Source organism: Paracoccus lutimaris (assembly GCF_003337565.1).
GTDB lineage: Bacteria > Pseudomonadota > Alphaproteobacteria > Rhodobacterales > Rhodobacteraceae > Paracoccus > Paracoccus lutimaris.
In genome coordinates this window covers 1-11,617 of record NZ_QPJL01000044.1, presented here as the reverse complement: position 1 = coordinate 11,617, position 11,617 = coordinate 1, and the positions used below count along the sequence as shown (strand labels likewise).

10 protein-coding genes and 1 pseudogene are annotated in these 11,617 nt (G+C 64.5%); 7 read left to right on the top strand and 4 right to left on the bottom strand.

Going from position 1 to position 11,617, the window contains the following annotated elements; all coding sequences use genetic code 11:
• Positions 1-194 precede the first annotated feature (194 nt).
• The 3 genes from DFP89_RS18950 (at position 195) to DFP89_RS18940 (ending at position 6,164) form a co-directional block, all read left to right on the top strand.
• Entirely contained in the window at positions 195-5,273 is a 5,079-nt protein-coding gene (locus DFP89_RS18950) for a RecQ family ATP-dependent DNA helicase (RefSeq protein WP_114350889.1), read from the top strand.
• A gap of 94 nt (positions 5,274-5,367) precedes the next feature.
• Complete coding sequence (locus tag DFP89_RS18945; protein ID WP_114350888.1) at positions 5,368-5,661, top strand: type II toxin-antitoxin system TacA family antitoxin; 294 nt, start codon at positions 5,368-5,370, stop codon at positions 5,659-5,661.
• Complete coding sequence (locus DFP89_RS18940) at positions 5,658-6,164, top strand: GNAT family N-acetyltransferase (RefSeq protein WP_114350887.1); 507 nt, start codon at positions 5,658-5,660, stop codon at positions 6,162-6,164. Before DFP89_RS18945 ends, DFP89_RS18940 begins: the two co-directional genes overlap by 4 nt.
• Positions 6,165-6,522: 358 nt before the next feature.
• Here DFP89_RS18940 and DFP89_RS18935 read toward each other — a convergent pair whose 3' ends face one another.
• Genes DFP89_RS18935 through DFP89_RS18920 form a run of 4 tightly spaced genes read right to left on the bottom strand, consistent with a single transcriptional unit; the run spans position 6,523 to position 8,498 of the window.
• Positions 6,523-7,044, bottom strand: a complete 522-nt coding sequence (locus DFP89_RS18935; protein ID WP_181870402.1) for a DUF6362 family protein — start codon at positions 7,042-7,044, stop codon at positions 6,523-6,525.
• A gap of 29 nt (positions 7,045-7,073) precedes the next feature.
• Positions 7,074-8,039 (bottom strand): helix-turn-helix domain-containing protein, encoded by a 966-nt coding sequence (locus tag DFP89_RS18930; protein WP_114350886.1) that lies wholly within the window; start codon positions 8,037-8,039, stop codon positions 7,074-7,076.
• The gene (locus DFP89_RS18925; protein WP_147273357.1) at positions 8,036-8,230 is read right to left on the bottom strand and encodes a hypothetical protein; all 195 of its coding nucleotides are present in this window, start codon (positions 8,228-8,230) and stop codon (positions 8,036-8,038) included. The genes DFP89_RS18930 and DFP89_RS18925 overlap by 4 nt, the downstream gene beginning before the upstream one ends.
• A 13-nt stretch (positions 8,231-8,243) precedes the next feature.
• Positions 8,244-8,498: a helix-turn-helix transcriptional regulator gene (locus DFP89_RS18920; protein ID WP_114350884.1), complete on the bottom strand. Its 255-nt coding sequence runs from the start codon at positions 8,496-8,498 to the stop codon at positions 8,244-8,246.
• A gap of 312 nt (positions 8,499-8,810) precedes the next feature.
• Here DFP89_RS18920 and DFP89_RS18915 point away from each other — a divergent pair, with 312 nt between their 5' ends.
• The 4 genes and pseudogenes from DFP89_RS18915 to DFP89_RS18900 form a co-directional block, all read left to right on the top strand.
• Positions 8,811-9,404 carry a hypothetical protein gene (locus tag DFP89_RS18915; protein WP_114350883.1) on the top strand — a complete coding sequence of 198 codons (594 nt, stop codon included), beginning with the start codon at positions 8,811-8,813 and terminating at the stop codon, positions 9,402-9,404.
• Between the two features lie 142 nt (positions 9,405-9,546).
• Positions 9,547-10,776, top strand: a complete 1,230-nt coding sequence (locus DFP89_RS18910) for a tyrosine-type recombinase/integrase (RefSeq protein ID WP_114350882.1) — start codon at positions 9,547-9,549, stop codon at positions 10,774-10,776.
• 197 nt (positions 10,777-10,973) lie between these two features.
• On the top strand, positions 10,974-11,393 hold the full coding sequence (locus DFP89_RS18905) for a DUF4145 domain-containing protein (protein WP_245948874.1): 420 nt from the start codon (positions 10,974-10,976) through the stop codon (positions 11,391-11,393).
• A 72-nt stretch (positions 11,394-11,465) separates the two neighbouring features.
• Positions 11,466-11,617: pseudogene (locus tag DFP89_RS18900) on the top strand (IS256 family transposase); the annotation flags it as partial.

Below are 11,617 nucleotides of genomic sequence, written 5' to 3'. Positions count from 1 at the left end.
CGCTATGACAGATCCGCCAAGACCTTCCTATCCGCCGTCGCCCTCGCCGCAACAGTCATGTTCTGGCTGTGAAGATCAATGAGTCTGGAGCCTAGCGAGAGACCCATGCCCGACAACCCTTTCTTGCATCCATGAGTGGCAAGGTTATCAATCAGTTGATGCATAATTCAGCCAACAACGCCCGGTTTTGACACTTGAGCCATGACGTCACCTCCTTCCTGTCGCGCTGCATCTCGGTTGATCTGGAGGTCGATCCGAAGTCTGCACGGCTTTTTGCTTTTGCGGCGGTAAGGGGAGAACAGGCACTGGTTCACAAAGGCGCAGCGTTGGAGCCCGCACTGGACCGGCTGGAGGCGCTGTGCGACGGCGCGGCGCATCTAGTGGGGCACAATATCCTGCGGCACGATCTGCCGCATCTGGTGGCGAACCGGGCGCGGCTGGCGGGGTTGGCGGCGGCACCCATTGATACGCTCTGGCTGAACCCCTTGGCCTTTCCGCGAAATCCGTACCATCATCTGGTCAAGCATTATCAGGACGGGCGGCTGCAGGTCGGGCATGTGAATGACCCAGAACAGGACGCGCGGCTGGCGCTGCAGGTGCTGGCCGATCAGATCGCGGCCTTCGCCCGGCTGGGGCAGGAGGCGCCGGATGCGGTGCTTGCCTATCACCATCTTACGACGCGGGGCGAGGCCTCGGCCGGGTTCGATGCGTTGTTCCAAGCCTTGCGCGGTCCTGCGCCGGGTGAAGCTGCTGCCCATGCCGCCATCTGCCGCCTGCTGGACGGCCGCGCCTGCAATCATCGGCTGGAGCAGACCTTAGGTCGCCTGTCCGATCCGCGCAACGGCTGGCCGATGGCCTATGCGCTGTCATGGATTTCGGTGGCGGGTGGGGACTCGGTCATGCCGCCCTGGGTGCGGCTGCAGTTTCCGCAGGCCGGGCGGATCGTGCGGCACTTGCGCGACACCAATTGCGGCGATCCGGGTTGTGCTTGGTGTGTTGAGAAGAACAACCCCAATGCCGCGCTGGAACGCTGGTTCGGTTTTCCGTCGTTCCGCCCGCAACCCGTCGATGAGATGGGCCGCCCCTTGCAGGAGCGCATCGTCGCCGAAGCGATGGCAGGCAAATCGGTGCTGGGGATACTGCCCACCGGCACGGGGAAATCAGTCTGCTACCAGATCCCGGCGCTGTCACGGTTCGACAAGACGGGCGCGCTTACGGTGGTGATCTCGCCCCTTGTCGCTCTGATGGCCGATCAGGTGCAGGGGCTGGCACGGGCCGGGATTTCCAGTGCGGTCACGGTGAACGGCATACTGTCACTGCCGGAACGCCACGATGCGCTGGAAAAGGTGCGTATGGGCGATGCGGCGATGCTGCTGATCTCGCCCGAACAATTGCGGTCACCGTCGATCCGTACAGTGCTGCAACAGCGCGAGGTCGGGCTTTGGGTGCTGGACGAGGCGCATTGCATCAGCAAATGGGGCCACGATTTCCGGCCCGACTACCGCTATGTCAGCCGCTTCATCAAGGAATTCTCTGGCGATGCGCCTGCGCCGGTGCTTTGCCTGACCGCCACCGCCAAGCCCGAGGTGGTGCGTGACATCCGTGACCACTTCCAGACGCGCCTTGGGGTGGACCTGATGCTACTGGATGGGGGCGCGGTGCGCACCAACCTGTCTTTCGCGGTGCTGCCCACGCAGAAGGCGACCAAGCTGACCGACATCCTGTCGGCAATCGAGGCGAACCTTCCGCCCGAAGGCGCCTCGGGGGCTGTGGTCTATTGTGCAACCCGTGGGGCGACGGAAAGGGTAGCGGAGTTCCTTAAAGGGCAGGGGTTGGCGGCGGATTTCTTCCACGCGGGTCTGCCGCCTGACCGAAAGCGCGATGTGCAAGAGGCGTTTCGCACCGGCCAGTTGCGGGTGATCGCCGCGACCAACGCTTTTGGCATGGGGATCGACAAGCCCGATATCCGGCTGGTCGTTCATGGCGACATTCCGGGCTCCTTGGAAAACTACCTGCAAGAGGCAGGGCGCGCCGGTCGGGATCGCGCGACCGCCAATTGTGTGCTGCTGTTCAGCCCCGAGGATGTGGAGCGGCAATTCTCGCTGTCGGCGCGCTCGCGTCTGGCCCGGCATGAGATCGGCGCGATCCTGAAGGCGTTGAGGCGGATGGAAAAGCACAAGTCGGGCGAAGTGGTTGCCACGCCGGGCGAGATCGTGCGCGAGGAGAAGGATCAGGAGTTCGAGCGCGACAAGACCACCGACGACACCCGCGTGAAAACCGCCGTGGCCTGGCTGGAGGAAGCGACGCTGCTTTCCCGCGAGGAGAACCGGGTGCAGGTGTTTCCGTCATCGCTGCGCATCCGGTCGGTGGATGAGGCGGCGGCGATTTTGGAAAAGGCGCAGATCACCGGTGTCAGGCGCACGCAACTGATGGACCTTGTGCGCCACGTGATGAACGCGCCTGTCGATGCCGGGGTTTCGACAGATGACCTAACGGGCGCTTGCGGCTTGTCAGGGCGCGAGTTGCACCGGGCTTTTGCCGATCTTGAGGCGCTGGGGATCGCCAGCAATGACACGGGCATCACCGTCTATGTTCATCAGGGGGTAGAGGATGCCTCGGCCCGCCGTCTGGATTACGCGGCCCGTATGGAGGCTGACCTGATTGCCCTGATGCAAGAGGCGGTGCCGGATGCCGAAGGAGCCGAGGCGCAACCCTTGAATCTCACCGAGACCTGCCAGGCCTTGCGTGACAAGGGTCATGTGCAGGTGCGGCCCGATCTGGTGGAAACGGCCTTGCGCGGCATGGCGCAGGACGGGCGCGATCAGGATGGCGGCAGGGGCAACCTGACGCTGCGCAAGGTCAGCCGCAACACGATCTTCGTGCGGCTGGAGCGGTCATGGCTTGTGGTCGCCCGGACGGCTGAACTGCGGCGGCAGGGGGCGCAGGCACTTCTCGCTCATCTGACGGGCAAGGTCTCTAAGGGCACGCGCGGCAAGGATATTCAGGTCGAAACCACCCTTGGCGCGATGCTGGATGCGCTGAACAGCGACGCGCTGCTCAGGGCCGAGGTCAAGGACATGACCCGCCTGATGGACCGTGCGCTCTTGTGGCTGCACGAACAGCAGGTGGCCACCTTGGGTCGGGGCCTGACGGTGTTCCGCCCGGCGATCACGGTGCATCTGAATCCCAAGGGCGGGCCATTCACCGTGCAGCACTTTGCACCCCTCGAAGAGCACTACGGCGAGACAACGATCCAGACCCATGTGATGGCCGCCTATGCAGAAAAGGGGCTGGAGGCGATGGATCAGGCCCAGCGCCTGTCGGAAGATTACTTCGTGCTGGACCGCGACGCTTTCCTGCGCCGATGGCTGCCGGGGCGCGGCACGGAAATCCGGCGCCAGACGACGGGCACCTCATGGCGCACGATTGTCGATGCGCTGGACAACCCGGTGCAGGCCGAGATTGTCCGTGATGATCGCGAACAGACCAACGTGCTGGTGCTGGCCGGGCCGGGGTCGGGCAAGACGCGCGTGTTGGTGCATCGCATCGCTTACCTCATCCGAGTGAAACGCGAAGACCCGCGCGGCATTCTGGTGCTGACCTACAACCGCCATGCCGCCGCCGAGATCCGCGAACGCCTGCGCCGCCTGATCTGGGATGACGCGGCGGGGGTGACGGTGTCGACCTGCCACGCGCTGGCGATGCGGCTGATGGGGGCAAGCTTTGCAGGTGACCACGAGGGCCCGCGCGACTTTGACGGGATCGTCATGCAGGCGGTGGCCCTCTTGCGCGGCGATGGCCTTACCAAGCCCGAGGCCGAGGCCCTGCGCGAGACGCTGATCCAGGGCTATCGCTGGCTCTTGGTGGACGAGTATCAGGACATCGGCCCCGAGGAATACGCCCTGATCGGCGCCGTGGCGGGGCGGTCGCTTGAGGACGACCTGCGCATCAGCCTCTTTGCCGTGGGCGACGATGACCAGAACATCTACGCCTTCGCCGGGGCCAGTATCGACTTCATCCGAAGGTTCGAAGCCGATTACTCCGCCAAGCCTGTCTGGCTGACCGAGAACTATCGCTCGACCGCCCATATCATTGCGGCGGCCAATGCCGTGATCGCTCCCGCTGCTCAGCGCATGAAGGCGGGTCACGACATCACGGTGAACCGCGCCCGTGCCAAGGCGATGCCGGGGGGAGATTGGGCAGCGCTGGACCCGGTGGCGCAAGGGCGGGTCAGCCTGCTGGACGCGGGAGGCGATGCCGCGCAGGCGGTGGCTGCACTGGACGAACTGGTGCGCCTGTCCAGGCTGGACCCGGATTGGTCCTGGCGTCGCTGCGCCGTGATCGCCCGCGACTGGCGGCGGCTGGAACCTGTCCGTGCCTATGCCGAGGCGCTGGGTATTCCTATCGACATGGCGAATGAGAAGCCGCTCAATCTCTGGCGCATGCGCGAGATGCAGGGCTTCATCCGTGCCCTGCTGGCAGATCGAACCCGACTGCTGACCATCTCTGATCTAGTCGCCATCCTGAACGTGCAGCCGCAATCCCGCTGGACCGACCTGATCGGCGAAGGCACTGGCACCCTCGCACGCGAACTGGTTGAAAAGGCTGCCCCGGTCCCCGATATTGTCCAATGGTTCGGCGAATGGGCCCGGGATGCGCGCGGCGAACAGCGGGGTCTGCTGCTGATGACCGCCCATCGCGCCAAGGGGTTGGAATTTGATCATGTCGCCATCCTGAACGGTGGCTGGGATCGCCCGTCGCGCGGCGAGGATGCCGATGCGCCTCGCCGCCTGTTCTATGTCGCGATGACGCGGGCGCGGTCCACGCTGACCGTACTGACTGACGGACGGCATGCCTTCGTGCAGCCCGGTGACGCTGTCCTGTCCCGCCGCGTCACTCCCGATACCGCCGCCCTGCCGCGCGCCCGCCTGCGCTATTTGCCGCCCGATCCGAAGCTGGTGGACCTTTCCTTTGCAGGGCGCCTTCGCCCCGGTGATCCGTCGCTGGCCGCCATCGCCGCAACGCGCCCTGGCGACCCCGTCCATCTGATCCGTGACGGCGACCGCTGGAGGATGGAGAACGCCCACGGCCAGACCCTTGCCCGCTTCTCCCGCGCTTTCGCGCCACCCGAGGGCACCACCTTCCTGCGCGGCGAGGTTGCGGCCATCCTGCACTGGCGGCGTGAGGATGGGGACGAGGAGTATCACCACCTGCTCCGCCGCGACGAGTGGGAGGTGGTCCTGCCCGAACTCGTGTTCGAAAGCCCTCCGTGACCCACCCGCTCTGCGCCGGATCGCTCCATACGGCTGCAGGTTGATTTGTAAAGCGGTTGTCTTTACATTGGTCTTGCAAGCGGAGAGCAGAACCATGGTCGCAGTCACACCCCAAGACGAAGCCCAGCGCCGGTCGCTGATCAACCTGCGGGTCACGCCGCGGGATCGGGACCTGATTGACCGCGCAGCCGCCAGTCTCGGCAAGAACCGGTCCGAGTTCATGATGGACGCCAGCAGGCAGGCCGCCGAGGACGCTCTGATGGACCGGCAGGCGTTCCGGCTGGACGCGACACAGTTCGCCGCTTTCGTTGCTGCTTTGGACGCGCCGCATGCGCCAAACGACCGGCTGCGCCGCTTGATTGCGACCCCGGCGCCTTGGGACAAATGACCGACGGCGCGCTGCAGGCTCCCGTTCCTCTGGCCGATCATCACGACGTCGAGGCTTTCGCCTCTGGCGCACCGACGCTCGATGCCTGGATCAGGCGCAAGGCGCGGGCCAATCAGGCCTCTGGCGCCTCGCGGACCTACGTCCTGTGCCGTGGGCAGAGGGTCGTGGGGTTCTATGCCTTGGCCGCTGGATCGGTCAGTCACGACCTCAGCCCACGCAAGCTGCGCCAAAACATGCCTGACCCCGTGCCGGTCATCGTTCTGGGGCGCTTGGCTGTCGATGCCAGCGAACAGGGCAACGGCCTCGGCCGCGCCCTTCTGCGCGACGCCGTCCTGCGGGTTGCCGCTGCAGCGCGTGAGGTCGGGGTTGCCGCCATGCTCGTCCACGCGCTGAACGACCGGGCGAAGGCGTTCTACGTGGCCGCGGGCTTGGAACCATCGCCCGTGGACCCGATGGTGCTGATCCTGCGGATCAAGGACATCAATGCCCTGATCGGCGATTGACCGACACAACCCCGCTTGCTCGCCATCAACGCCGCCTGCGATCCGGGCGTTGCGGATATAGGGGACCAGCCGGTCAACCGGGAGCATGTCGATCTGAAGCACGGGGCGGGGCCTTTCCGAGGGGGCGGCCTAGGGCTGCGGCCTCAGGTGCGCACCCGCGCACCCAAAGCGCGCACCCAGGGCGCGGACCCAGATTTTTGTTCTGTCACTAGCGGTTAGACGCGCCTAGGCCCCCCGCATACGTCTCCCTTCCGGGAGAACCTAACGCGGGGGGCCAGCCGGGAGCGGCGGCGGGAGCAGGGGTGAGGGCTTGGAATGAAGCGATCCATCGCCTGCACCCTTCGCCATCTTGCCTTCTTTATGCGTCAAAACCCGGGAAAGTGTCGCGCCCGAAGTTCGACGGATCGGGCCGGTTGTCGTCCGTTTCCGCGCCGCTTTCGCGCGGGGTTGTGCGAGTGGTTGCGGTAAGGGGTTTTGCGCCCTTGGCTTTGCCCTTTGATTTATCGAGCTTTTCCAGCTTCTTCGAGATGGTCAGAAGGGCGGCCACCCAGCGCCTCCAGGCGGTCGATCGCACCACCCCGGCCCTGATGCAGACCTGCCGCCAGCGGGCACCCTCGGCCCTGAGCCAGACGATCCGGGCATCCTCGGGGTTCAGCATCAAGAGCCAGTCGAAGCATTCCTCCATCCGGCTGATGGCGGCCGCGCTGGGGATCACCCGCATCGGCCGTTCGGGCGTGTAGCCGTAGGCGTGCTTGGCATCGTGCACCACCGGCGGCCAGGAGTTGCCGTAGCCGCGGGGGCGGTCTTTCTCGGGCAGGTTCCGCAGGGTGTAGGCGGCTTCTTCGAGGCGATCCTCGATCTCGCGGGGCGTCAGGCGCAATGGTGGCTCCTTCGGGTCAGGGGGCAGGGTTAGTAGATTTGGTGGGTGCGCAGGGTGGCCTCGGTGACGAGGCCCGCCCGCAGCAGGGCATCGCGCTGGGAGTTCGTGACGGCGCTGGGCGGCACATAGGCCCCCGAGTTCAGCCAGGCGGCCAGGCGGGCCAGCCGATCCACAGGGCTCACGGCTGGGCCGCCGGGTGCAACGGCAGGGCCAGCACCAGCTTCCCCAGCACCTTTTGCCTTTGCCGCTTGGGCGATCCGCTTGGCATGGCGCGCTGCGATCGCCTGGCTGAAGTAATCCCACGTCCGGATCGGGCTTCCCCGAGGCTTGGCCGTGCGCTCGCCGATCACCGGCAGTACGTCGAGTTCGAGGTCGTAGCCCGCCTTCAACCAAGCGCCGATCGTGGCCGTGGTGCCAGTGATCGCCGCCCTGGCGGTTTGGGTCATCCCCTCGCCGCAGGCGGCCAGACAGGCGGCATCTGCCGCGTCCAGATCGGGGCCCTCATCGTCAGCCGAAACCTCGGTCCGGGCCTCGCGCGTCGCGCCCGCGTCACGCGCGGTAGTAATTACTGGTTCTTTACTTACAAGGTTAGTGTCCAGATTCTGGACATGGCTTTTCGCGAAATCCGGACATGGCTTTTGCCCATTTCCATGTCTGGATTCTGGACATGGGTCGGGCCGGTTTTCGGACGTCAGCGGCAGTTCCGCCTGCGCCGAAAACTCCGGCTCGAAGGCCAGGAAGTACCGGGTCGATTGCCGCCGATGGGCGCCCTCGGAGTGGCGCCGTTCGCGGCGGATCAGCCCGGCCTGTTCCAGCTTGTCGAGGTGGGTGTTGAGGCTGGCGCGGGAGATTTCGGCATCGGCCGCCAACTGGTCTTGCGACGGGAAACACCCGTAGTCCGGGTTATGCCGGTCGCAGAGATGCCAGAGGACGAGCTTGGTCGCAGGCGCCAGCCCGCGCTGCTGGATCGCCCAGTTGGTGGCACGATGGCTCATAGCGCGGCCGTCACCGTGAGGCGTTTGACGATCGCCTCCATCAGCGCGATCCGCAGATGCGCGTCGTCCTGGCGCATCTTTCCGGCCCGGACCTTGGCCCAGTAGAACTGGCGCCGCAGGTCAAGTTCGCGCTGGGCCTCAGTGATCAGGGCCGACACAGGAAACCGGCCCTCGGGGGTGAGTTTGGTCATCGGCACCCCCATGTCAGCGCCGCCCGGCCACGGCCTTGTGCTGGCCGGTCTTGCGGGCCTCCTGTTCCTTCAGCCAGTCGCGGACGGCCTCCTTCCGGTAGAGCACTTTGCGGCCGACACGGACGCAGGGCGGCCCCACGCGCCGGGTCTCCCAGCGCTGCAACGTATCGACGGAAAGGGCGAGCTGCCGGGCCAGTTCCGCCCGATCAAGCCAGCCATCCAGCAGCGCCGGATCGGCGCCAACGTCTTTCAAGGGATTGGTATCCATGAGTTTCTCCTCGCGCCGCCGCCCCGGGGATCGGGGCCGGTCATCGGCAGGAAGAGGCAAGCACGGGGCAGGGACCGGCGAAGAGGCGGAAACCGGCGGAAAGGAAAAGGGAATTACGCCGGTCACGCTGGATCGTAGTTCAACCCGCAAAACGCGTGCTGCAACCGGCTTGCTTGGCGACAGGTTTGTGACAATCTGAAGGGGAGCAGTTCACAACAGATTCGCCACAACGTCACCGCGCCCAGAAGGGCGGGGTGCGCCCCCTCTGTGTTTGGGGCGTCCAACAAGAAAGGCGGTGACCGGAGGCAGGTGATGGGGTTTCCGCCCAAGGAGTTCCTGACTGTCAGCGAATTGGCCGCCCGGTGGGAGCGGGCGCCGTTGCAGATCATCGATTGGGCCATGAGCGGGAAGCTGGAGCTGATGGTTTCGCTAACAGAGGCGGAATTCCAAGGCGGTGAGGAGGCTGATTACGCTGCTGTCCGCGCAGGCCATGTTCGGCCGCTCTTCCGCGATGCCGGTGATGCGGAGCGCTTTGTCATGATCCGCCGTGCGCGACCTCCTGGCAGCGATAAGCCGTTATCGATCGTCCATCCGGCCGAAGGCGTCAGGGTTCTATCGACCGACGTTCTGATCCGAACGACCGAGATCGAACGTTTTGAAGAGGAAAACAGCCTTGTGCGCCGGGTTGTGGTCGGGCCGGGCGCACCCACGCGGCACAGTTGGGAGCGATTCTACGTTGAGATGTGCTGCCGGATTTTCCACGACGGCCTGCCCGACACGCAGACCGAGCTGGTGGAAGTCATGCAAGACTGGATCATGGACGACCCGAACTGGGGTGAAGCGCCCGATCCGTCCACAATTCGCAAGAAAGTCAAAGTGGTATGGCAAAGGCTCAAGCCCGACTAGCGCGCAGCCCGCCCAGCGCCGCCTTGACCGGCGTAATTCCCCGGACCTTTCCGCCGGTTTCCGCCTCTGCGCCGCTTTGGCCCGAATGAGACATTGCTCCGCGCCGCGGGTCGTCGCTGACTGCGGGTGAAAGGAGCGTAACATGAAGGCAAAACTCTCTGAACGCGTTGTAAAGGCTGCGGAAATCGGCAGCCGGAAATATGTCCTCTTCGATGAGGATACCCCCGGCTTCGGGCTCTGCGTCTACACCACCGGCCGCAAAGGCTTCGTACTGATCTACCGCATCGCGGGCCAGCAGAAGCGCTTCACGATCGGGGTCTGGCCGACATGGTCGGTCACGGCCGCCCGGGATGAAGCGAAGCGCTTGATCCGCGAGATCGATCGGGGGGACGATCCCCTCGACACCCGAAAAACAGCCCGTGGCGCGCCGACGGTCAAGGAACTGGCCGAACGGTTCATCGAAGAACACCTGCCGAAGCTGGCCAAGACGAACGCCTCAGATCAGAAAAGCATGTTGGAAAAATTGGTCTTGCCCGAGTGGAAGAACCGGAAGGTCGCCGACATCACGCCCACCGACGTCGATCGGCTACTGACCAAGATCGCGGCCGGTCGGGCGCGGCCGTCCAAGAAGAAACCCACGCAGAAGCGGCGCAAGAAACTGGCCCCGCCCAAGCCCACGCCGGTGCGCGCCAACCGGGCGGGGGAAATGCTGCGCAAGATGTTCAATCTCGCCATGCTGTGGAAGATGCGCACCGACAACCCGGCCTTCGGGTTCCGCCGCCGCCCCGAGGTCGCCCGCGACCGGTTCCTGTCTTTCGAGGAGATCGAACGCCTGGCCAACGCCCTGGCAGTCGATGAAGACCAGCGCGCCGCCAGCATCATCCGCCTCTGCATGCTGACCGGCGCCCGGCTGGGCGAGGTCCGCACCGCCACCTTCGACCAGTTCAACCTCGACCTCGCCATCTGGACCAAGCAGGCCGCCTACACCAAACAGCGCCGCATCCACCGCGTGCCGATCTCGCATGAGGCCGTCGCGCTGATCCGCCTGCGCAAAGAAATCGTGCCGAAGGGCTGCCCGTTCCTGTTCCCCGGCGACGTGCCCGATCAGCCGGTCGGCGATCCCAAGCGCTTCTGGCCCAAGATGCAGAAGGTCGCGCAGATCCCCGACGTCCGCATTCACGACCTGCGCCACACCTTCGCCTCGCTGCTGGTTTCCGGCGGCGCATCGCTGGAAATGATCGGGCGCCTCCTCGGACACACTCAGATCGGCACCACCCAGCGCTACGCCCACCTGATCGACGCGCCCCTCCGCGCAGGGGTGAACGCCGTGGGTGAGATGCTGAAGCCGAGGCTGAGGGTGGTGGGGGAGTAAGGCGCAGCCTGCAAGCTGGGCTGGAGGTAGCGCTGTCCGAATGATTGTGGTTCAATGCCTTGCAGGCCGTGCAACCACTTGTTGCACGACGATTGTGCTGTAAAGGTTATCTGGCAAGAAGTTTGCTCGGAGGTGCAGTGGGTGGGAGTGGGCAGGATTGATGAACCGTCATGCTCAGCCGAGGTTTCCGGCATAGCATGAAACCGAACGAGTCCAATTTCGGATTCTTGCAACCCCACGAACCCCAGCTTTACAGGCTGGGGACCCTTGCGGAACGCTATTTTTCCGAAGACCCGAACACATGCAATATTAAGCTGCGGCAGTTTTCGGAATTGGTTGCGCAGTTTACGGCAAGCAGATTGGGTCTTTTTGTTGCACAGTCGGACAACCTTGCCGACCTGCTTCGTTTACTCAAGATCGAGTGCAACCTTCCAAAACAAGTCCTTGAAATACTTCACAGCTTGCGAATCGCAGGCAACCAGGCAGCGCATCAAAATACCGATGATCACTCAAGTGCTCTGAGCGGTCTCAAACTCGCCCGCCAATTGGCGATCTGGTATTTCAGAACATTTCACAAGCCTTCTGGCGGCTTTGGAGTAACGCGCGAAAGTTGGTGATGCCCTGAGGGGCGGCATATCATGGCGGTGTTCAGACGCCGTCAATTCTCAGCCGAGAAAGGGATATGCCACATGTCGGAGACTACCATCAGCACGCTGCCCGATCCATCGGGGTTTTCGCCGGATCCACTGACGGACCTCATCCGGGAGGGTGCGCGCAAGCTGATCGAACAAGCGGTTGAGGCCGAGCTGGCAACGCTCCTCGCCGCGTTCGCTGAGGAAAG

What these genes read in the sequence shown, in the direction of transcription:
- DFP89_RS18920 (WP_114350884.1), bottom strand. Translation starts at nt 8,498, where the DNA reads ATGGATACCAATCCCTTGAAAGACGTTGGCGCCGATCCGGCGCTGCTG.
- DFP89_RS18925 (WP_147273357.1), bottom strand. Translation starts at nt 8,230, where the DNA reads ATGACCAAACTCACCCCCGAGGGCCGGTTTCCTGTGTCGGCCCTGATC.
- DFP89_RS18910 (WP_114350882.1), top strand. Translation starts at nt 9,547, where the DNA reads ATGAAGGCAAAACTCTCTGAACGCGTTGTAAAGGCTGCGGAAATCGGC.
- DFP89_RS18905 (WP_245948874.1), top strand. Translation starts at nt 10,974, where the DNA reads ATGAAACCGAACGAGTCCAATTTCGGATTCTTGCAACCCCACGAACCC.
- DFP89_RS18915 (WP_114350883.1), top strand. Translation starts at nt 8,811, where the DNA reads ATGGGGTTTCCGCCCAAGGAGTTCCTGACTGTCAGCGAATTGGCCGCC.
- DFP89_RS18940 (WP_114350887.1), top strand. Translation starts at nt 5,658, where the DNA reads ATGACCGACGGCGCGCTGCAGGCTCCCGTTCCTCTGGCCGATCATCAC.
- DFP89_RS18945 (WP_114350888.1), top strand. Translation starts at nt 5,368, where the DNA reads ATGGTCGCAGTCACACCCCAAGACGAAGCCCAGCGCCGGTCGCTGATC.
- DFP89_RS18930 (WP_114350886.1), bottom strand. Translation starts at nt 8,039, where the DNA reads ATGAGCCATCGTGCCACCAACTGGGCGATCCAGCAGCGCGGGCTGGCG.